General features: G+C 67.4%; 24 protein-coding genes and 1 pseudogene. 20 read left to right on the top strand and 5 right to left on the bottom strand.

Features of this window, described 5'->3' with window-relative positions:
* Window positions 1-1,054 (bottom strand): alpha/beta hydrolase (locus NC4_RS38505; RefSeq protein ID WP_067549539.1); only part of this gene is annotated, 1,054 nt, incomplete at its 3' end.
* Window positions 1,055-1,111: 57 nt separating this feature from the next.
* Entirely contained in the window at window positions 1,112-1,597 is a 486-nt protein-coding gene (locus tag NC4_RS38500; protein ID WP_067549536.1) for a DUF3237 domain-containing protein, read from the bottom strand.
* A gap of 199 nt (window positions 1,598-1,796) precedes the next feature.
* On the opposite strand from NC4_RS38500, the gene NC4_RS38495 reads away from it, so the two are divergent.
* The 4 genes from NC4_RS38495 (at window position 1,797) to NC4_RS38485 (ending at window position 5,273) form a co-directional block, all read left to right on the top strand.
* The gene (locus NC4_RS38495) at window positions 1,797-3,419 is read left to right on the top strand and encodes an FAD-binding oxidoreductase (RefSeq protein ID WP_067549545.1); all 1,623 of its coding nucleotides are present in this window, start codon (window positions 1,797-1,799) and stop codon (window positions 3,417-3,419) included.
* The gene (locus NC4_RS42025; RefSeq protein WP_218021409.1) at window positions 3,416-3,730 is read left to right on the top strand and encodes a TetR/AcrR family transcriptional regulator; all 315 of its coding nucleotides are present in this window, start codon (window positions 3,416-3,418) and stop codon (window positions 3,728-3,730) included. The genes NC4_RS38495 and NC4_RS42025 overlap by 4 nt, the downstream gene beginning before the upstream one ends.
* A gap of 87 nt (window positions 3,731-3,817) precedes the next feature.
* On the top strand, window positions 3,818-4,009 hold the full coding sequence (locus NC4_RS42020; RefSeq protein ID WP_218021408.1) for a hypothetical protein: 192 nt from the start codon (window positions 3,818-3,820) through the stop codon (window positions 4,007-4,009).
* Window positions 4,010-4,085: 76 nt separating this feature from the next.
* Window positions 4,086-5,273, top strand: coding sequence for an NAD(P)/FAD-dependent oxidoreductase (locus tag NC4_RS38485; RefSeq protein WP_067549533.1), 1,188 nt, complete (start codon window positions 4,086-4,088; stop codon window positions 5,271-5,273).
* Window positions 5,274-5,296: 23 nt separating this feature from the next.
* Here the strand turns inward: NC4_RS38485 and NC4_RS38480 are convergent, their stop codons facing one another.
* Window positions 5,297-6,781, bottom strand: a complete 1,485-nt coding sequence (locus NC4_RS38480) for a PucR family transcriptional regulator (protein ID WP_245722220.1) — start codon at window positions 6,779-6,781, stop codon at window positions 5,297-5,299.
* A gap of 186 nt (window positions 6,782-6,967) precedes the next feature.
* On the opposite strand from NC4_RS38480, the gene uraD (NC4_RS38475) reads away from it, so the two are divergent.
* The 7 genes from uraD (NC4_RS38475) to NC4_RS38445 all read left to right on the top strand — a co-directional run bounded on the left by uraD (NC4_RS38475) (window position 6,968) and on the right by NC4_RS38445 (window position 12,941).
* On the top strand, window positions 6,968-7,525 hold the full coding sequence (gene uraD, locus NC4_RS38475; RefSeq protein WP_067549528.1) for a 2-oxo-4-hydroxy-4-carboxy-5-ureidoimidazoline decarboxylase: 558 nt from the start codon (window positions 6,968-6,970) through the stop codon (window positions 7,523-7,525).
* Window positions 7,522-7,821 (top strand): hydroxyisourate hydrolase, encoded by a 300-nt coding sequence (uraH, locus tag NC4_RS38470; protein ID WP_067549525.1) that lies wholly within the window; start codon window positions 7,522-7,524, stop codon window positions 7,819-7,821. The genes uraD (NC4_RS38475) and uraH (NC4_RS38470) overlap by 4 nt, the downstream gene beginning before the upstream one ends.
* Before the next feature lie 3 nt (window positions 7,822-7,824).
* Window positions 7,825-8,697 (top strand): factor-independent urate hydroxylase, encoded by an 873-nt coding sequence (pucL, locus tag NC4_RS38465; protein ID WP_067549521.1) that lies wholly within the window; start codon window positions 7,825-7,827, stop codon window positions 8,695-8,697.
* Between the two features lie 132 nt (window positions 8,698-8,829).
* Window positions 8,830-10,191 (top strand): 8-oxoguanine deaminase, encoded by a 1,362-nt coding sequence (locus NC4_RS38460; RefSeq protein ID WP_067549517.1) that lies wholly within the window; start codon window positions 8,830-8,832, stop codon window positions 10,189-10,191.
* The gene (locus NC4_RS38455) at window positions 10,188-10,688 is read left to right on the top strand and encodes a molybdopterin cofactor-binding domain-containing protein (RefSeq protein WP_067549514.1); all 501 of its coding nucleotides are present in this window, start codon (window positions 10,188-10,190) and stop codon (window positions 10,686-10,688) included. Before NC4_RS38460 ends, NC4_RS38455 begins: the two co-directional genes overlap by 4 nt.
* A gap of 207 nt (window positions 10,689-10,895) precedes the next feature.
* A complete protein-coding gene (locus tag NC4_RS38450; RefSeq protein WP_067549504.1) occupies window positions 10,896-12,320 on the top strand; it encodes an NCS2 family permease in 1,425 nt (474 codons plus the stop codon).
* Window positions 12,321-12,326: 6 nt separating this feature from the next.
* Window positions 12,327-12,941 (top strand): XdhC family protein, encoded by a 615-nt coding sequence (locus tag NC4_RS38445; protein WP_067549493.1) that lies wholly within the window; start codon window positions 12,327-12,329, stop codon window positions 12,939-12,941.
* A 23-nt stretch (window positions 12,942-12,964) separates the two neighbouring features.
* Here NC4_RS38445 and NC4_RS38440 read toward each other — a convergent pair whose 3' ends face one another.
* Window positions 12,965-13,729 (bottom strand): IclR family transcriptional regulator, encoded by a 765-nt coding sequence (locus NC4_RS38440; protein WP_067549488.1) that lies wholly within the window; start codon window positions 13,727-13,729, stop codon window positions 12,965-12,967.
* Between the two features lie 79 nt (window positions 13,730-13,808).
* Here NC4_RS38440 and NC4_RS38435 point away from each other — a divergent pair, with 79 nt between their 5' ends.
* Together NC4_RS38435 and NC4_RS38430 are read left to right on the top strand one after the other, a co-directional pair.
* Complete coding sequence (locus NC4_RS38435) at window positions 13,809-14,069, top strand: thiamine-binding protein (RefSeq protein WP_067549485.1); 261 nt, start codon at window positions 13,809-13,811, stop codon at window positions 14,067-14,069.
* On the top strand, window positions 14,062-14,451 hold the full coding sequence (locus tag NC4_RS38430) for a helix-turn-helix domain-containing protein (RefSeq protein ID WP_067549482.1): 390 nt from the start codon (window positions 14,062-14,064) through the stop codon (window positions 14,449-14,451). Before NC4_RS38435 ends, NC4_RS38430 begins: the two co-directional genes overlap by 8 nt.
* Here the strand turns inward: NC4_RS38430 and NC4_RS39820 are convergent, their stop codons facing one another.
* The gene (locus tag NC4_RS39820) at window positions 14,452-14,628 is read right to left on the bottom strand and encodes a hypothetical protein (protein ID WP_218021407.1); all 177 of its coding nucleotides are present in this window, start codon (window positions 14,626-14,628) and stop codon (window positions 14,452-14,454) included. It lies immediately after the preceding gene.
* Between the two features lie 341 nt (window positions 14,629-14,969).
* Between NC4_RS39820 and uraD (NC4_RS38425) the strand changes: the two genes are divergently transcribed.
* The 7 genes and pseudogenes from uraD (NC4_RS38425) to NC4_RS38395 all read left to right on the top strand — a co-directional run.
* Entirely contained in the window at window positions 14,970-15,467 is a 498-nt protein-coding gene (gene uraD / locus NC4_RS38425) for a 2-oxo-4-hydroxy-4-carboxy-5-ureidoimidazoline decarboxylase (RefSeq protein ID WP_067549479.1), read from the top strand.
* Window positions 15,464-15,802, top strand: coding sequence for a hydroxyisourate hydrolase (gene uraH, locus NC4_RS38420; protein WP_067549476.1), 339 nt, complete (start codon window positions 15,464-15,466; stop codon window positions 15,800-15,802). The genes uraD (NC4_RS38425) and uraH (NC4_RS38420) overlap by 4 nt, the downstream gene beginning before the upstream one ends.
* Window positions 15,803-15,808: 6 nt before the next feature.
* The gene (gene pucL / locus NC4_RS38415) at window positions 15,809-16,714 is read left to right on the top strand and encodes a factor-independent urate hydroxylase (protein ID WP_067549473.1); all 906 of its coding nucleotides are present in this window, start codon (window positions 15,809-15,811) and stop codon (window positions 16,712-16,714) included.
* Between the two features lie 10 nt (window positions 16,715-16,724).
* Window positions 16,725-18,131, top strand: a complete 1,407-nt coding sequence (locus NC4_RS38410; RefSeq protein ID WP_084530196.1) for a nucleobase:cation symporter-2 family protein — start codon at window positions 16,725-16,727, stop codon at window positions 18,129-18,131.
* Between the two features lie 161 nt (window positions 18,132-18,292).
* Window positions 18,293-18,646, top strand: a pseudogene (locus NC4_RS45270) (allophanate hydrolase-related protein); the annotation flags it as partial.
* Between the two features lie 95 nt (window positions 18,647-18,741).
* Window positions 18,742-19,467, top strand: a complete 726-nt coding sequence (locus tag NC4_RS38400; RefSeq protein ID WP_245722219.1) for a hydroxypyruvate isomerase family protein — start codon at window positions 18,742-18,744, stop codon at window positions 19,465-19,467.
* Window positions 19,464-19,826, top strand: a 363-nt coding sequence (locus tag NC4_RS38395; protein WP_169814948.1) for an NAD(P)-dependent oxidoreductase, incomplete at its 3' end; no start/stop codon positions are given. The genes NC4_RS38400 and NC4_RS38395, both read left to right, overlap by 4 nt.

Genomic DNA, 19,826 nt, shown 5'->3' with positions numbered 1-19,826 from the left:
AGTTGTCGGTTGGGGCGTGTTGCAAGGTGGCTGGGATTCCCAGTTCGGCCAGGCGCTGGGTGAAGCGTTCGGTGCAGTCGCGGGCGCCCGCTTCCAGGGCGATTCCGCCCGCGGTGTCGGCCATGGCTTCGGCGAGGTTCGGTGACTGGGTCAGGGCGGCGAGATTCACGGGGCCCGGCACTCCGCTGGTTACCGAGAGGTGGATGGTGGTGTCGCGGAGGGATTCGGCGCCGAGGAGGGTGTCGTGGGCGATCCAGTCGGGGGAGGTGGGCGGGCCCCAGAGGTTGAAGACATTGCCGCCGCGGGAGGTGACGATGATCTGGGTAATGAGGCGGCCGAGATCGTCTGCGGTGGAATAGCATCCGCTCATTCCGGCGACGGCGTCGTAGTGGCCGGGGTGGCGTTGCGCGAGCATCATGGCGCCTTGGGCGCCCATGGAGACCCCGGCGATCGCCCGGCGGCCGGTTCCGCCCAGGTAGTCCTCCACAATGGGCGGCAGCTCCTCGGTCAGGAACGTTTCCCAGCGGTTGAGGCTGAGTTTCGAGTCGTAGTGCTGCCAGTCGGCGTACATGCTGCCGGGGCCGCCGCTGGTCAGGACCACATCGACCGGTTTCCCGGCGAAGAATTCCCGCGCACCGCCCTCGGTGATCCAATCCGAGGTGGCCTCGGCCTCGACGCCGTCGAGCAGATACAGCGTCGGCCAGGAGCCCGAACCGCCGCCGTGCAGGACATCCACCGGCACCACCCGCCGCATGGATTCGGACACGATGTGCAGCCGCTCCCACCCGGCCCCGCGAATCTCGGTGCGCACCAATTCCGTTCGCAGTACCGTCGGATCCGCGACCGGGTCCGGTTGTGACCACAGGCCGGGCGCCGCACCGAGCGCGGTGGCGGCGAGTACGGTGGCGACCGTCAAATGCATTGCGGCGGAACCGATACGGCGGTAGAAGATCATATACAGCTTCTCGTCGGCGGCAATTCGTGTCACCATACGCCCGACGCCGGAGTCGCCGCAATCGACTCCGGCGTTGCGGTGCGTGATTCGCGTGGTCAATTCCCGAATGTCACCAATGTGACAGCGCGCGCGGAATTGCCGACATGCGCTCCGGGCTCAGTGGATCTCCGAGACGCGATAGGCGACCCCTTTGTCGACCAGATATCCCGACCCCACCGCGACGATATCGTTCAACCACGAGTATTTCTGCGACCCGGTTTCGAACAGTACGGCCGATCGCCAGTAGTACATCTCCGGATCGATCGCGCGATTGCGCGCGGGATCCTTGATCTCGTCCAGCAATTCCGGCGGCGTGATCCACCGTCCGCCCCAGGACATGTGCACCAGATCGGCGTCGTCGGCCCGCAGCGTGACCCGCACATCGAGGTGCAGGTTCCCGTCGGGCCGATACAACCCCCAATCGCCCCCGCCGGACAGCACCTCTCCGCGAATCCGCGGCCCCTCGAACGATCCACCGGCCGACCCGTACACCGTTCGTCCGCCCAGCGGCCCGCCGATACTCAGCCGTGGGCTGAGATCGATCACGATATCGAACAGAAACCCGGTCTCGATCGCGCCGATGTCCTTGACCCGTGTATCCACGGTCGCCTCCTCGTGCTCGATTCATATTGTCGCCGAATACCTTTCGGCGGTCCGTGCCGATCTCCGCCACCGACAAGAAAAACAATACGTACGATCGTATGCTTTTTAAACCCCGTCGTGAAGCCGCAGGCGATGGCTGCTCATTGCGATTGATCCGACGGTAACTTACTGTCGGGTCAATTCAATGAAGGAGGCGGCCATGGCGGCTCGATCATGTTGGGGCTGGGGGAATTCCGCTGACGCGGTCGTCGGTGCGGAGCGCGCGGCGCTCACCGAACGGGTCGCGGCAATGCTGCCGCAAGCGGACCTGACCGTGCACGAGGCTCCTGATCCCGGAGGGCTGCATGTGCCGGAATCGCGGATACGCGTACCGGATTCGCTGGCGGCGCTCGCATCCGAGGGCGCGGTCGATCGGATCGTGCACGGTCACGGGCAGGCGTTCCGGGATGTGGTGCGGGCCTTGCTCGGGCGCGTCGATCATGTGCCGGATGTGGTGGTGCGGCCGCGGACCGAACAGGATGTGATCGACATTCTGGACTGGTGCACCGGCGTGGGGGTTGCGGTTGTTCCGTTCGGTGGGGGTACCTCGGTGGTCGGCGGTGTCGAGCCGCGGTGTTCGAAGGATTACGGGGGAGTGGTGGCCTTGGATACCGGGCTGCTGGATCGGGTGGTGGAGGTCGATCACACCAGTCGCGCCGCGCGGATTCAGGCCGGAATCCTCGGTCCCGCAGTGGAATCCGGGTTAAGCCCGCACGGTTTGACATTGCGGCATTTTCCGCAGTCGTTCGAGTTCTCCACGCTCGGCGGGTGGTTGGCTACGCGGGCGGGTGGGCACTACGCGACGGTGTACACCCATATCGATGACATGGTCGAGTCGATGCGTGTGGTGACACCGGCCGGGGTCAGCGAATCGCGGCGGTTGCCCGCATCGGGGGCCGGACCGTCGCCGGATCGGATGTTTCTCGGGTCGGAGGGCATCCTGGGAGTGATCACCGAGGCGTGGATGCGGGTGCAGGTGCGGCCGCGGTGGCGGGCCGGTGCGTCGGTGCTGTTCGCCGAGTACGACGGCGCGGTGCGCGCCACCCGGGCGATCGCGCAGTCGGGGTTGTATCCGGCCAACTGCCGCCTGCTCGATCCGGTCGAGGCGTTCATCAATGCCGGAACAGCCTCTGCCGGTGGGGTTCTCGTGCTGGGTTTCGAGTCCGCCGATCATCCCGTGGACGTGCCCATGCGGCATGCGCTGCGCATCTGCCGCGAGTACGGCGGGGCCGCGCCCGACGGGGTGCGCAGCACCGACGGCGACGCCGATTCCGGTTCGGCCCGCACCGCCTCCGCCGAGAGCTGGCGGTCGTCGTTCCTGCGCATGCCGTATCAGCGCGACGCCTTGGCCGCGCAGTCCATGATTGTGGAAAACTTCGAAACCGCCTGTACCTGGGACCGTTTCGACGCCCTGCGCGCCGCGGTCCTGGCCGCCGCGGAGTCGGGATTCCGCTCCGCCGGTGTGACCGGCGTGGTGACCTGCCGCTTCACCCATGTCTATCCCGACGGCCCCGCACCGTACTTCGGCATCTACGCCGCCGGGACCTGGGGCCGCACCGTCGAACAGTGGGACGAGATCAAAGCGGCCGTCTCGGAGGCGATCGCGACCTCCGGCTCCACCATTACCCACCATCACGCCGTCGGCCGCGACCACCGCCCGTGGTACGACCGCCAGCGCCCCGAACCCTTCGCCGCCGCTCTGCGCGCGACCAAGGCCGCCCTGGACCCCGCCGGAATCCTCAACCCCGGGGTCCTGATCGACCCGCTCACCACCGTCCGATGAGCCGCGCCGGAACCAAGGGCGTGCCCCGTGACCAGCGCACGGAGCAGATCCTCGACATCGCCACCGCGGTCTTCGGCGAGCGCGGCTACGCGACCGCGTCGATCGCCGAGATAGCCACGGCCGCAGGCGTTTCCAAACCCCTCGTGTACGCCTACTTCGACTCCCGCGACGGCCTGCACGAAGCATGCGTCCACCGCGCCGGACAAAGCCTCGTCGACGCCGTCGCGGCCGCCCAGTCCGTCCACGGCGCGCACGACAAGGCGCTCGCGACACTGACCACGATCTTCACCGCCCTCGACGGCCGCACCTAGAACTGGAAGATCATCTACGATCCGACGCTGCCCAGGACCGGCAGCGCCGGTTCTCTTGCCCGCGACTACCACCGCGCGCTCAACGACATGGGTTCGGCAGGCGTCTCCGAAGTCCTCACCCACGCCGGAATCACCGCCCCCGAAGACCATTCGCTGCTGCTGTCGCTGTGGTTCGGCATCGTCTCCACCACCATCTCCTGGTGGAGCGACCATCCGGATCAGACCCCGCACGATATGACCGAGCGCTGCCTGCGCCTGTTCACCGCCTTCGGACCGTGATCCCGCTCATACTGTGTCAGGAATTCCGTTCCGGCGGTGTCAAGTTCGCGAACACCTCGAACGAAGGAGACACACCATGAGCGGGAACATCGATGTGGTCGTGATCGGTGGCGGATACGCCGGTGTCATGGCGGCCAACCGGCTGATGCAGCGCGATGACGTGACCGTGACGCTCGTCAACCCCCGCGCGAACTTCGTGGAGCGGCTGCGCCTGCACCAGATGACGGCCGGAAACTACGATGCGGCAGTCGATTACCGCGAGGTCCTGCACGAGCGTATCCGATTGACGGTTGAATCCGTGACCACCATCGACGCCGCGGCGCGCACCGTGGCGCTCTCCGGCGGCGGCACGGTCGGATACGATTACCTGATCTACGCCGTGGGCAGCGGCAGCGATGTGTCGCGGGTGCCCGGCGCGGCCGAATTCGCCTATCCCGCCTCCACTTTGGAGGAGGCGCGGCAGCTGATCCTGGCCCTCGACGCCGTACCCGCCACGGCCGCGGTGACCGTGGTCGGCGGTGGCCCGAGCGGAATCGAGGTCGCCGCCGAACTGGCCGAACAGGGCCGCACGGTGACCCTGGTCTGCGGTGGCGTGCTCGGCCCGTACCTGCACGCCCGCAGCCGCCGCGCGGCCGCCAAGCGCATGGCCAAACTCGGCGTGACCGTGCTCGACGGGCCCGATTCGAAGGTGACGGCGGTGACCCGGGACATGGTGCACCTCGCGGGCGGTCGCCTGGTGCCGAGCGCGGTCACCATCTGGACCGCCGGATTCGGCGTGGCCGATCTGGCCGCGCGCAGCAGGCTGCGCACCGACACCGCCGGTCGCCTGCTCACCGATGAGACCCTGACCAGCCTGGACGACGATCGCATTCTGGCGGCCGGGGATTCGGCCGCACCGTCGGATCTGCCGTTCCGCATGAGCGCCTATACCGCGGGCTGTGTGGGCGCGCAGGCCGCCGATACGGTGCTCAGCCGGATCGCCGGGGAACGCCCGGCCGAGATCCACATGCGCTTCAACGCCATGTGCATCAGCCTGGGCCGCGATGTCGGCATCTTCCAGTTCGCCGACAAATCCGACGTCGCCAACCGGTATGCCATTCGCGGCGGCCTGGGCGCGAAGGTCAAGGAATTCGCGTGCAAGAGCTCGATCAAGCACCTGATCGAAGAGGCCAACAAGCCCGGCTCACACAGCTGGATCACCGATGACAAGCATCGGCAGCAGCTGCTGGCGGCCAAGCGCGCGGCGACCCCGACGCGCTCCTGACCGCGCCCACAGCGCGGAGTGGCCTAGCGCAGGGCCAGCGCCAGGAAGAAGTCCACGCGGTCCTCGAGCCGGGACAGGTCGCGGTCGGTGAGTTCCTCGATGCGCTGCACCCGGTAACGCAGCGTGTTGACATGGACGTGCAGCAGTTCGGCGCACTTGGACCAGGAGCCGGACACCTGGAGGAAGGTTTCCAGGGTGTGCACCAGATCGGCGCGATTGTCCCGGTCGTAGGTGGTGAGGGGATCCAGCAGCCGCATCCGGAACATGCGGCGCACCTCGTCCGGGACGCTGGCAAGCAGCAGCATGTGGGTGGCCAGCTCGTCGTGGCGGACGATGCTGGTGGGTTGCTGGCGTTCGGCGGCCATGCGGCGCGCATAGCGGGCCTCCTCGACGGCCCCGCGCAGGCCCTCGCCGTCGACCGCGCCGGAGATGCCCACCGACAGCCTGCTGCCCTGTAGCCCGGGTTCGAGCGCCTCGATGGCGCGGTGGATGTGATCGTCGAGGGCGTCCTCGTCGCCGACGGGCACCAGCGCAATGGCCTCGCCGTCCACGACGCCCGCGGCAGGCGTTCTGCCGGAAAGGATTTCGCGCAGAATCGCACGCAGCTCGCCGGGCCGCACGGCGCCGTTGTCGGCGGTGGCCGCCACCGCGAGATAGCGGTCGGACAAGGCCAGTCCGGTGAGCTCCAGGCGCGAGATGATCTCGGCCGGTTTGGCGTCGGAGACGATGAGCTCGATGAGCTCCTGGGCCAGTCGCCCCTCGGCGCTCTGGCGGTCGTCGAGCCGGGCCCGCTCCAGCGCGACGATCGCGGCGAGTTCGCCGGTCAGCGCACGCCGTTCCTCGGGCCAATCCTTGTGATCGCTCTGGAAGACCAGGAACCAGTCCGCGACCCGCGAGGTGCTGTCCGGATCCACCGCGAACAGCGAGAACCGGGTGCCGCCGAGCACGATGACATGGGGTAGTCGGGGCGCGCTGAGCGCGGCGGCGCGCACCTCGTCGGGCGGCGCGTCGGCGGGCCCGGCCACCACGCGCCCGGTGGAGGACACCACCCAGCAGGGCGTGCCCAGATTGCGATGCAGCAGGTCGAGCACGGAGTCCAGGCCGCCGCCGGACACCAACTGCCGGTGCCGGTCGAGAATCGCGGCCAGATCCGAGGCCCGCCCGGTGGATAAATTGCGGTTGATTTGCTCGGTAACCGTGGCGAAGGCGATGTGCTCGGGCACCCGGAACAGCGGAATGCGATGGCGGCGACACGCCTCCACCAGATCCTCGGGCGGTTCGCCATAGAGGGCGTCACCGGCCGCCAGCCCGGCAACCTTGGCGCGGGCCAGGGTGTTCACGAAGGTGTCGCTGTCGGAAGGGTCACGCCGCCACTGCATCCCGGTCAGCACGAGTTCACCGCCCGAGAGGTATCGACTCGGGTCCAGCAAATCGGTGGTGACGACCCAGCGGACGAACCGCTCCAGCTCGTCCTCGCCGGTGACAAGCTGCAGGTCAACCTCTGTCATGGCAAGCAAGGAACGCAACCGCATGATTGCCGAGGCTAACAGCCGATGACCCCCGGGTTACCGAATTGGATGTATCTACGAAACCCTGGCTGTGAACTGGGCCACTGGTTCGGACATATCGTCGTGGCTTCCGGCCGCCCAGGGGGGATGTACTGATCCGGCAAGAAGCCAATGGATGGAGGTCGGATGTCGAGTCGCCTGGAATGGCTCGGGTCGCTGTCCCTCGAAGAGGCCGAGGCGCAGCTGCTGACCTGCTGCGCGTCGCGGCGCTGGGCAGTGAAGCTGGTGGCGAACCGGCCGTACGCAGACGAGTCGAGCTTGATCGAGGCCGCGGTCGCGGGCATCGGCGAGCTGGAGTGGGACGATATCGAGGAGGCCCTGTCGGCCCACCCCCGTATCGGTGAGCGGGAAGCCGCGCACAAAAAGGATGTAGATTCCTCCAACGCGATGCGGCCCGATGCCGAAGCCGCGGCGCGTGAGGCGCAGTGGTCGCGCGACGAGCAGTCCGGCGCGGACAATGCCGACGCCGCCGTCAAGGCCGAGATCGCCGAGCGGAATGTGGCCTACGAGAACCGTTTCGGTCATGTCTTCCTGATCCGCGCCACCGGCCGCAGCGCCGAGGAGATGCTGCACGCGCTGCACACCCGCCTGCACAACTCGGTCGAAGACGAAAGAGCCGTGGTGCGCAGCGAACTCGCCGACATCACCCGGCTGCGGATCCGAAAACTGCTGGGGTTGATATGAGTCTGTCCACGCACGTCCTCAATGCCGCCACCGGCCGCCCGGCCGCCGGGCTGGCGGTCCGCCTGGAGCGGGCCGACGGCACCGTACTGGCCCAGGGCCACACCGACGACGACGGCCGCATCAAGGATCTGCCCGCCCCGGCGGCGGGCACCCACCGGCTGATCTTCGACACCGGCTACATCAGCCCGTTCTATCCCGAGGTGACCATCGCCTTCACGGTCACCGATCCGGCGGAGCACTATCACGTGCCCCTGCTGCTGAGTCCCTATTCCTTCTCCACCTACCGAGGTAGCTGACCAATGTCGATCAAGCTGGGCCCCAACCGCTACGGAAAGGCCGAGACCCGCGTCGTCCGCGTGACCAAGAACGGTTCGCGTCACGAGATCCGCGACCTCAATGTGAGTTCCGCGCTGTCGGGCGAGATGGAATCGGTCCACCGCACCGGCGACAACTCCGCCTGCCTGCCGACCGACACCCAGAAGAACACGGTGTACGCCTTCGCCAAGCAGTACGGCATCTCCTCCCCGGAGGATTTCGGCCTGAAGCTGGCCCGCCACTTCGTGGATTCGCAGCCGACCATCCACCACTCGCGGGTGGAGCTCGAGGAGTACACCTGGGAGCGCAATGTGGTCGGGCTCAATGCCCACCCGCATTCGTTCGTGCGCTCGGGCCGCGAAACCCGCACCGCCCTGGTGCATTACGACGGTGACAAGGCGTGGGTCGTCAGCGGCCTCAAGGATCTGACGGTGCTGAACTCCACCAACTCGGAGTTCCACGGCTTCATCAAGGACCGCTACACCACCCTGCGCGAGACCCGCGAGCGCGTGCTGGCCACCGAGGTCACCGCGCAGTGGCGGCATTCCACCGACGATGTGGAGTGGGACAAGTCCTACGAGACCGTGCGGCGTTGCCTGCTGGGCGCTTTCGCCGACACCTACAGCCTCTCGCTGCAGCAGACGCTGTTCGAGATGGGTGAGCGGGTCCTCGAGACCTGCCCGCACATTGTCGAGGTCAAGCTGGCGCTGCCGAACAAGCATCACTTCGAGGTGGACCTGTCGCCGTTCGGCATGGTCAACGACAACGAGGTGTTCTTCGCCGCCGATCGCCCCTACGGGCTCATCGAGGGGACTGTGATCCGCGACGTCCCGGCCGCCGGACCGGCCTGGGACTGAAGACTGCAGGTGAACAGGGTGACCGGATTTCTCGCACTGTATTTGTCGACGGTCGCCCTGTTCGTTCCCTTCTGGTGGCGACCGGCGCGATCGCGCAGGCGCACAACCTGATCGAAGGAAGGCGGCCGCCGTATGACGACCGAAAACACCACACTCGTCATCGAGAACGCGTACATCGCCCCGGTGGTCGGCGATGAGATCGAGAACGGCTACCTCGTGGTCGAGGACGGCCGCATTACGGACCTCGGCGCCGGACCGGCGCCGACGGTGGTGGGAGCCGACCGCCTCTCCGGCGCCGGTTGCCTGGTGACCCCGGGCCTGGTGAACACCCACCACCATCTCTACCAATGGGCCACCCAGGGCCTGTTCCAGGACGCCACCCTCTTCGAATGGCTGACCGGGCTGTACCGCCTGTGGGCCACCATGGATGCCGAGATCGTCTACGGCGCCGCCTCGGCCGGTCTCGGCTGGCTGGCGCTGACCGGCACCACCACCTCCACCGATCACCACTACGTATTCCCCCAGGGCCGCGGCGATCTGTTCGAGGCCGAGGTGCGCGCCGCCCGCGAACTGGGTGTGCGCTTCCATCCCTGTCGTGGCTCCATGAATCGCGGGCAGTCCCAGGGCGGGCTCCCACCCGACGAGGTGGTCGAGAACCGCGAGGAAATCCTCCTCAATACCGAGGAGATCATCCGCAAATACCACGACCCGTCCTTCGATTCGATGCTGCGCGTGGCCGTCGCGCCCTGTTCATCGTTCTCGGTGAGCGAGGGGCTCATGGTCGATTCCGCCGCGCTCGCACGGCAATACGGCGTGCGCCTGCACACCCACCTCGCCGAGACGCTCGACGAGGAGGAGCACTGCATCGAGCAGATGGGTTGCACCCCGGTCGAATACATGGAACGGCTGGGCTGGCTCGGTGACGACGTGTGGTTCGCGCACGCGGTACACCTGCACGACAAGGACATTCGACGCTTCGCCGAGACCGGCACCGGATCGGCGCACTGCCCGACCTCCAATGCCCGGCTGGGCGCGGGCATCGCCCGCGTCATGGACCTGCTCGCCGCCGGTGTGCCGGTCGGCCTGGGCGTGGACGGCGCGGCCTCCTCCGAACTGACCTCCATGGCCGGGGAGATGCGCCAGGCGCTGCTGTTCCAGCGCGCGGTGCACGGCCCGAAGGCCCTGACCGCCCGCCTGGCGCTGGAGCTGGGCACCCTCGGCGGCGCTCGAAATCTGGGGCGTCAGAACGAGATCGGGTCCCTGGAGCCGGGCAAGCTGGCCGATATCGCGATCTGGCGCGTGGACGGATTCCGCTCCGCCGTCGCCGATCCGGTGTGCTCGCTGGTCTTCGGACCGCAGCCGCCGCTGGCCCGCCTGCTGGTCGGCGGGAAGACCGTCGTGGAGAACGACGAACTGAAGACCGTCGCCCACGATCGGGTCGGTCGCAACGGCGTCGCCGCGCGCGACCGAATCATGAGCCAGGGCACGCGATGACGACCACCCGAATCGCCCGAACCGCGCGGTTCCCGCACGCGGTCGTGGCCATCCGTTACTCCGGAGGAACCGAGGACTTCGCCACCGCCCGTGTGCGGCTGGCGGTCGTCGATGGCGAGCCCGTTGTGGTGGAGGAGATCTCGGACGCCCGGCGCCCGGTCGCTGTCGCCGCGCAGATCGCGCGCACGGAACTGGGTATCGACCAGGTGCTCGTCCATCCCGCCGACAGCGCCACGCGCGACCTCTCGTCGAGCGTCGACGGGCGGCAGACCTTCATGACCGGCGGCGCCGTCACCGGAGCCTGCGAGGCTGTCCGGCGGCGCGTGCTGGCCATGACCGCGGGCAGGCACGGCCCCTATCGCGGCATGAAACTTGTTGGCGGCAGGGTCGTCTCGGCTACCGGCATGGTGCTCGCCACCATTGCCGACATTCTCGGTGACGAGGTGGTCGAAGAGACCCGCACATACATCTGGCAGAACCGGAGGAAATACAGGTAGCACACATCAGGTGCGGAACAGGTCCCACCGGACCGTCTCCATTCGCACCGACCGGACCACATCATCCGGAGCAGTTGATCAACAGGGGCAAGTCCGAATTCCCGGTAAAGACCCCACAACAGCAAACCGAGTCCGCGGCATGGGACAGGGAGCCATTACCCTGCCCTGTCCCAGCCGTAGGTCGGCTACGCCCCGAGGAGGGCAGCCATGACCCAGATTCAGACACCGGCCACCACCGCCACCGAACGCTCGGCGTTGGACCGGTTCTTCAAAATCACGCAACGCGGTAGCACGGTGTCACGTGAAATCCGCGGCGGCATCACCACATTCGTGGCTATGGCCTACGTTATCCTGCTTGTCCCGCTGATTCTCGGCGGTGTGACGGATATCAATGGCGACAAGCTCAGCATTGCCCAGCTGACCACCGCCACCGCATTCTCCGCCGGACTTTCTACCATCCTCATGGGATTGGTGGGAAATGTGCCCCTCGCCCTGGCCGCCGGTCTCGGCGTGGTGCCGGTGGTCGCCTTCCAGGCGGCGCCGCACATGACCTGGCCGCAGGCGCTGGGCCTGGTGGTCATCATCATTGTGATCATGGCCGCCACCGGCCTGCGCACCTTGATCATCAATGCCATTCCGACCTCGCTTAAGAACGCCATCGGCGTCGGCATCGGCATGTTCATCGCCATGATCGGCCTGGTCTCCTCCGGTGTGGTCGGCGCGGGCGCGCCCGGCGGTCCGCCGGTCACGCAGGGCGCCGACGGTCATCTGGCGGGCTGGCCCGTGGTGGTCTTCGCCATCGGCCTGCTGCTCATGCTGGGCCTGTTCGTGCGGAAGGTGCCCGGCGCCATCCTGATCAGCATCGCCATCGCCACGGTGCTCGCCATCGTGATCAACTCCGCGGCCACCATCGACCCCAAGGCATGGGGCACCGTCGTGCCCGAGGCGCCGGATTCGCTGTTCGCCACACCGGATTTCGGGCTGATGTTCGGTATCGACCTGTTCGGCGGCTTCGCCGAGGCCGGTGCGCTGGCCGCGGGCGTGGTGTTGTTCACCCTGGTGCTCACGGGCTTCTTCGATGCCATGGGAACGGTTTTCGGCGTCTGTGACGAGGCCGGGTTGACCGATGACAAGGGCACCGTCCCGGGCATGGGCAAGATCCTGACCGTGGACGGCGTGGCGCAGATCATCGGCGGAGCCAGCGGCAGCGCGGGCAGCACGGTGTACGTGGAATCCGCGACGGGTGTCGGTGAGGGCGCCTGTACCGGACTCACCAGCGTCGTGACCGGTGGATTGTTCTGCCTGGCGGTGTTCTTCACCCCGCTGGCCGCCGTGGTGCCGATTCAGGCCGCCGCCCCCGCCCTGGTGCTGGTCGGCGCGCTCATGATGACCCAGGCCCGCAAGATCGACTGGACCGATCTGGAGATCGCGGTCCCGGCCTTCGTGACCATCGTGCTCATGCCGTTCACCTACTCCATCACCAATGGCGTGGGCGCGGGCCTCATCGCCTACGTGGTGATCAAGGCGGCGCGCGGCAAGTTCAGCGAGATCCACTGGCTGGTCGGGGTTGTGAGCATCGTGTTCGTGGCCTACTTCGGTATCAACGCCATCGAATTGGTCCTGGGAGGCTAGTACCCCATGCGCGACATCGCGGCACAGCTGCTGGAATGGCATGTGGCGGAGAGGGATTACGCCATCGCCTCCATTATCGGGATCGGCGGTTCCGCGCCGCGCCCGGTGGGATCGGCCCTCGCCGTGGACGCCGACGGGGCAGTCGTCGGCTCCCTGTCGGGCGGATTCATGGAGGGTGCTGTCTACCAGCTGTGCCGCGAGTCGTCGCGCACCGGCGCGATCGCTCGGGAAACGTTCGGCTACAGCGATTCCGACGCCTCGGCGGCCGGGCTCGCCCGGGGCGGAACGATCGAGGTGTTCGTTCAGCCGGTGACGGCGGCCAATCGGATCGTGTTCGAGTCGATTCTGCGCTCGGCCGAATCCGTGGCCCTGGTCCGGGACCTCGGCACCGGCGCCGCCATGGCGCTGGGCTCGTGGTGGACCGTGGGCGACGGCTTGGACCCGACCGCGATCGCCGCGGCGCGGGCGCTGCTCGCGACCGGGGCGACGGACGTGCGGACCGTTCGCGGCGCGGCGGGCGTCCGGGAGATCTTCGTGGAATCCTGCCGGGTCCACGAGGATCCGCGCCCGCACGCATCGATCGGACTCGGTCCCGTCCGCCGGGATCTATACCTGGTCTAGATGAGAGGCGACAGGGCGTGTCGTCACCGCAGATCCGCGGCGAGGGCACGCCCTACCTCGTTGAGCAGCGGCACCGCCCGCTCCACCAGTTCCTCGGTCATCCGGCCCGCCGGTCCGGAGATCGAAATCGCCAGCCGGGCAGGCGATTCCGGAAGCGCGACCGCGACACACCGCACGCCCAGCTCCTGTTCACCGTCGTCCATGGCGTAGCCGGTGCGCGCGGTGATCTCCAGCTGCCGGGCGAACTCGGCCGGATCGGTGATGGTGTGGTCGGTGTAGCGCGGCATTCCGGTGCGCTGCAACAACTCCCGCACCCGCTCCGGCGGCATATCGGCCAGCATGGCCTTGCCCACCGCCGTGCAGTGCGGCAGCACCCGGCGGCCCACCTCGGTGAACATGCGCATGGAATGCCGCGAGGGCGCCTGCGCCACATAGACGATGCCGTCGCCGTCGAGGCGGGCCATATTGGCGGATTCCCCCAGCTCGTCCACCAGCCGCCGCAGATGCGGCAGCGCGCTCGTGCTGAGCATGCGCGCCGAACTCTCGCCCAGCCGGATCAGCTTGGGCCCCAGTGCATACTGCCGCGAGGGCTCCTGATGCAGATAACCCAGTTCGACCAGTGTGCGCACCAGCCGGTGAATCGTGGGTAGCGGCAGACCCGAGGCGGTCGCCAGTTGCGACACGCCCATCATGCCGCCCTCGTCCGCCATGGTCTCCAATAATGCGAAGGCCCGCTCGATGGATTGCACGCCCCCGGATCGCCCGTTGGTACCGTTCGCCGCAGTCACTGCCCCGCCTTGTCGAAGTTTCCGGATAGCGGAAGTTTACCGGCACATCGCGGAAGGCGAGCGCGGTAGCCTATGGCCCATGCGGCTGCGCGCGGAGTTCACGACCGAACCCTTCCATGGCGAGGGTGATCCGCCGCCGCATGCCGTCGAACCGCTGCAGGCCATTGAAAAAGCCGGTCTCACCTGTGAATTCGGCCCCCTGGGCACCGCCGTCTCCGGACCGGACACCGTGCTGCTACCGGCCCTGACCGAGGTCCTCGCCATTGCCCTCGCGCACGGCGCGTCCCGGGTGTCCCTCCAGGTCGAACGCGATGACGACGAGGCCGAGACCGATGGCTGAGCAATCGCCCGTCGACGCCACCCATCCGGTGCTGGTGACGGTGGCCCCGCTCCTGGACAAGATCGGCGCGCGGCTGGTGCCCGCCACGGCCTGCGTGCCCGAGGACATCCCGCTGGTCTGGGAGGGCGCGACCCTGGCGTGCGTCCGCCTGCCCGGCGCCGACGCCGAATCCGAGAGCGGTATCGCCCGCCTACTGAGCGAGGTGGCGAACGAATTCGGGGTGCCGCTCGCCGAACTGCCCCGTGCGGAGAAACAACGCGCGGTGCGATTGCTCGAGGAGCGCGGCGCCTTCAGCTACCGCAAGTCCGCCGAAACCGTGGCCGAGGCACTCGGCGTCACCCGCTTCACGGTCTACAACTACCTCAACCGCACCCGCGCCTGATCAGCGGCGGTGGGTGTGGTCGTCGACCGTCCGCCGGACCTTCTCGAGGGCGTCGCGCAAGGTCGGCAGGTTCGCCGCGCCGAGCGCGATCCGGATGGCGTGCGGCACGTGGGCGGTGGTGGCGAACGGTTCCGCGGTCGATACTGCGATCCCCCCGCGCAGCAATGCCGCCGCCACCTGATCGGCACGAACCTCCTCGGCCAGCGGCAGCCAGAGGAAGTACGAGGACGGGTGACCGATCCACGGCAGGTCCCCGAGGCCTCGCGGGCGGCGTAGGCGGCGTCTTCGACGAGGAGCAGGCCGTGGCGGCGGGCGATCTCCACCAGGCGAATCTGTCTGTTGCGGCAGGGCGGTAGCTGGCTGGGGCAGCCGTCTGACCAGGTGGTATGGGGATTGTGTCCCCGTGCCCCCTTTCTTTTTCGCGCGAATTTCAACAAACTGATGACGTGCCTCCGTGACCTGTGCCACTATTTCGTTATTCGGAAGTGAACTTCCGCAATACGAGAAAGTACTGTTCTATGGTCACTGTCGAAGAGTTCAACACGATGGCGAGCGACCGGCTGCGGGCCACTGTGGCCGACTGTTGTGACGCTCCCGAGTGGGTGGACGGGCTGTTGGCGGCCCGGCCTTTCGTGGACTTCGACAGTCTCATCGCGACCGCCGACCGGCTCGCCGGTGCGATCACCCCGGCTGGGGTGGAGCAGGCGCTGGCCGCGCATCCCCGGATCGGGGAGCGGCGCGAGGGCGCGGACCGCGGTGCGGCCTGGTCGCGGGAGGAGCAGTCCGGTGTCGCGGCCGATGTGGAAACCGCCGCCGCGCTGCATTCGGCGAATCGCTTGTACGAGAAGCGATTCGGTCGGGTCTTCCTGATCTGCGCCACCGGCCTGTCGTCGCAGGAGATTCTCGCCGCGGTGCGGGGTCGCCTGGACAACGACGCCGAGACCGAGGCCAAGGTCGTTGCCGAGGAACTGCGCAAGATCGCGGTCCTGTGCCTGCGGAAGGCGGTCCAGGCATGAGCGCCATCACCACCCACGTGCTCGACACCGCCCTGGGCCAGCCCGCGTCCGGGGTTCCGGTGCGCCTGGAATGGCTCGGACCGGACGCCGAGCGGCCGGTCGTGCTCGCCGAGGGCGTGACCGACGCCGACGGCCGCATTCGCGATCTGGGCCCCGACCGGCTCGAACCCGGCGCCTACCGCCTCGTCTTCGAGGTCGCCGCCTATGCCTCCGCCACGCGACAGCGCTACTTCCTGTCCGCCGTGGACATCAGCTTCACCCCCACCGGCAACGCGCACCATCACGTGCCGCTGTTGCTCAGCCCATTCGGCTGTTCCGCCTATCGAGGGAGTTAAACCACCGTGGCCATCCAGCTCGGACACAATCAGTACGGCAAGGCCGAGAACCGGGTCGTGCGGGTATACCGCGATACCGATCGGCACACCATTCGCGATCTCAATGTCTCCTCGGCGCTGCGCGGCCGCTTCGAGGACGCGCACATCACCGGTGACCAGAAGGACATTCTGCCCACCGACACGCAGAAGAACACCGCCTTCGCCTTCGCCAAGGAGAAGGGCATCGGCGCCATCGAGGACTACGCGCTGAACCTGGCCGACCACTTCATCTCCCGCTGCCCCGGCGCCGACAGCGCGCGCGTCGCGGTCGAGGAGTACGCCTGGGACCGCATCCCGGTCGACGGCGAGGGACACGATCATTCGTTCGTCCAGTCCGGCGGCGGCGTGCGCACCACCGTGGTGAACATGGACGGCTACGGCTCCGACCGCCGCACCCACGTGGTGACCGGCATCAAGGACCTGGTGCTGCTCAAGTCCACCGGTTCGGAGTTCAGCGGCTACTTCGAGGACAAGTACACGACCTTGCAGCCCACCAAGGACCGCATCATGGCGACCTCGCTGGTGGCCCGGTGGCGCTACGACCGCACCGATGTGGACTGGGACAAGTCCTATGCCGCTATTCGCTCGACGCTGCTGCGGCAGTTCGCGGTGGTGCACTCGCTGGCGCTGCAGCAGACCCTCTACAGCATGGGCCGCGCGGTGCTCGAGCAGTACCGCGAGGTCGCCGAGATCAAGTTCTCGGCCCCGAACAAGCATCACTTCCTGGTCGATCTGAGCCCTTTCCATGTGGAGAACCCGGGCGAGGTGTTCATCGCCGCCGACCGGCCCTACGGCCTCATCGAGGCCAGCCTGCATCGTGACGACGCGACCCCCGCCGGCAATGCCTGGCTCGGTGTCCCCAGGTTTTGCTGAGGAGAGAACGATGCTCGGCGTGAAACTGCAAGGCAGGCAACGATATCCGGGGCCCGAAGACGAGCGCTACTCGTTCGGTAGGACGCTCGCCTTCGGGGCGCAGCACATTCTCACCAGTTACGGCGGCGTCATCGCGCCGCCGCTGGTGGTGGGCAGCGCGGCCGGGCTCGCGGCCGCGGACGTGGCCTTGCTGGTGACGGCCGGGTTGTTCGTCTCCGGTGTGGCGAACCTGCTGCAGACCCTCGGTCTGGGCCGGGTCGGCAGCAGATTGCCTATTGTGCAAGGCATTTCGTTCGCGACAGTCTCCACGATGGTGACCATCGCGAACTCCGACGGTCTGCGCGCGGTCTACGGCGCGATCATCGTGGCCGGAATCATCGGCCTGGTGCTGTCGTCGTTCTTCGCCAAACTGGTGCGGCTGTTCCCGGCCGTGGGCACCGGCAGCATCATCACGGTGATCGGTTTGTCGCTCATGCCGGTGGCGTTCAACTGGGCGCTGGGCAGCGATGCGAGCAAACCCGATTACGGGTCGATGGGCAATGTCGGCCTGGCGGGGCTCACGCTCCTGGTAATCCTGGTGATCAGCCGGGTGTTCCAGGGTGCGATCTCGCGCCTGTCCATCCTGATCGGCCTGGCGCTGGGCACCGGTGCCGCCGCGCTCGTGGGCAAGGCCGACTTCTCGGCGGTGGGCGAGGCCAAGATGTTCGCGCTGCCGTCGATCCTGCCCTTCGGTTCGCCGACCTTCGAGATCGGCGCCATCGTGTCCATGACCATCGTGATGGTGGTGATCATGACCGAGACGGTCGCCGACATCATCACCATCGGCGAGGTCATCGGCGCCAAGATCGACACCGGCCGGGTCGCGGACGGCCTGCGCGCCGATATGGCCGCCTCGGCCGCGGCGCCGCTGGTGGGCTCGTTCCCGTGCAGCGCCTTCGCGCAGAACATCGGCCTGGTGGCGCTGACCGGAATCAAGAGCCGGTTCGTGGTCGCCGCCGGTGGCGGCATGCTGCTCGTGCTGGGTCTGCTCCCGGTCATGGGTGCGGTGGTCGCCGGGATTCCGTATCCGGTGCTCGGCGGCGCGGGCGTGGTGTTGTTCGGAACCGTTGCGGCGAGCGGGATTCGGACCCTCGCCCGGGTAGAGTTCCACGACAACCTGAATATGGTCATTGTCGCGGTGGCCCTGGCGGCCGGGCTCATTCCCATTGCGGCGCCGAAGTTCTGGGATGCCTTCCCGGACTGGCTCGGCACCATCATGCACTCGGGCATCAGCGCCACCGCCATTGTCGCCATCGTGCTCAATCTGCTCTTCAATGAGATCAAGATCGGCAACCGTACGGGCGCCTCGGTGTTCGCGGCCGCGGCCGACGAGCGCGACGGTCTCGGCGAGCGCATCGACGACGACATCCGGAATTGATCATTCGGAATGGATGATGCCGGGCTGCTATTACCGGGCCCGGCTGGAGGAACCTACGAAAACGGATCCCGATCGAATCACACGATTGAGCCGATCTGTTGTGTCGGAAACGACAGCGTAGTCAGCATAATTCGTACCAACGGGGAGGAAGGAATATTTCGATGCCCCTTATCTTTTTGAACGGCGGCGCCATGCGCGGCGGCCCCCTGAACCATCTGCTGGCGGGCGCTCCGTTCGCCGGTGAGGTCACCACCACGCCGAATTACCGGTTCTATTCGGTAGGCGACCGTTTCCCGGGCCTGGCCCCGGTATCGGACGGCGGCGCGCTCATCAAGGGCGAACTGTTCGACGTACCCATGGAGGTGCTGCGGACCAGCCTGCTTCCGGCCGAACCGCCGGAGCTGGAGCTGGGCGTCATCGAGCTCGACGACCACCGCTCGGTGCTGTCCATGGTGCTGCGCCGCCCGCCCGTCTCGTATCCGCAGCTGTTCGACATCACCGAATTCGGCAGCTGGACGACCTATCGCGAAGGAAAGCAGCGAAATACACCGCCGGGGGCGCGCCCCGGAAATTCGACGTCAATTGCTCGATTCTGTTCACCGATCTGCCTTTGCTGGAACGCCCGGCCGCGGCCAAGGCGGCCGGATTCGACGCGGTCGAATTCTGGTGGCCTTCCGGCGGGGATCCGACACCGGCCGATAGCGATATCGACGCATTCGTCTCCTCGATCGAGAACGCGGGCGTGCAGCTGGTCGGGCTGAACTTCATCGACCTCATTCCGGCCGGTCGCGGCGTCGTCTCCGTGCCGGGGGAGGAGACGCGGTTCCGCGACAATATCGAGGTCGCCGTCGGCATTGCCGAGCGCACCGGTTGCAAGGCGCTGAATGCGCTGTACGGCAATCGGATCGCCGGTGAGGATCCGGCCAAGCAGGACGAGCTCGCGCTCGAGAACCTGCGGCTGGCCGCCACCGCCGCCGAGCGCATCGGCGCGACGGTGCTGCTGGAGGCGCTCAATGCCTATGAGTCGCAGGACTATCCGATCGTCTCCGCCGCGCACGCCGTGCGTGTCATCGAGGAGGCCGGGGCGTCGAACGTGCGCTTCCTGTGCGACCTCTACCACCTGGCGCGCATGGGCGAGAACCTGACGCAGGTCATCGACACCTACGCCCGCTACCTCGGCCATGTGCAGATCGCGGACTCGCCGAACCGCGGCCGTCCCGGCAGCGGCGTGCTCGACTTCGACGAGCTCTTCGCCGCCCTCGACGCCGCCGGTTACGACGGCTACATCGGCCTGGAATACAAAGACCCTGAACTGGATTGGGAGTGGATCAAGTGAGCAAGATCGGTTTCGTCGGCCTCGGCATCATGGGCTGCCCCATGGCGGGTCACCTGGTCAAGGCCGGTCATGACGTCACGGGGTTCGACCTCTCGCCCGCGGGCCTGGAGAAGCTGAAGGCCGCCGGTGGTTCGACCGCGGGCAGTGCGGCGGAAGCGGTGCGCGACAAGGACATCGTGACCACCATGCTGCCGCAGGATGAGCACGTGGAGTCGGTGTTCGTCGAGGTCCTCTCGCACGCCAACCCCGGCACGCTGTACATCGACTTCTCGACCATCACCCCCAATACCGCGCGGTGGACCGCCACCGAGGGCGCGAAGAAGAACCTGCGGGTCCTCGACGCCCCGGTCTCCGGTGGC

The sequence above is a fragment of the Nocardia crassostreae genome, assembly GCF_001613405.1.
Lineage (GTDB): Bacteria > Actinomycetota > Actinomycetes > Mycobacteriales > Mycobacteriaceae > Nocardia > Nocardia crassostreae.
This window is presented reverse-complemented; position numbering and strand designations above follow the sequence as displayed.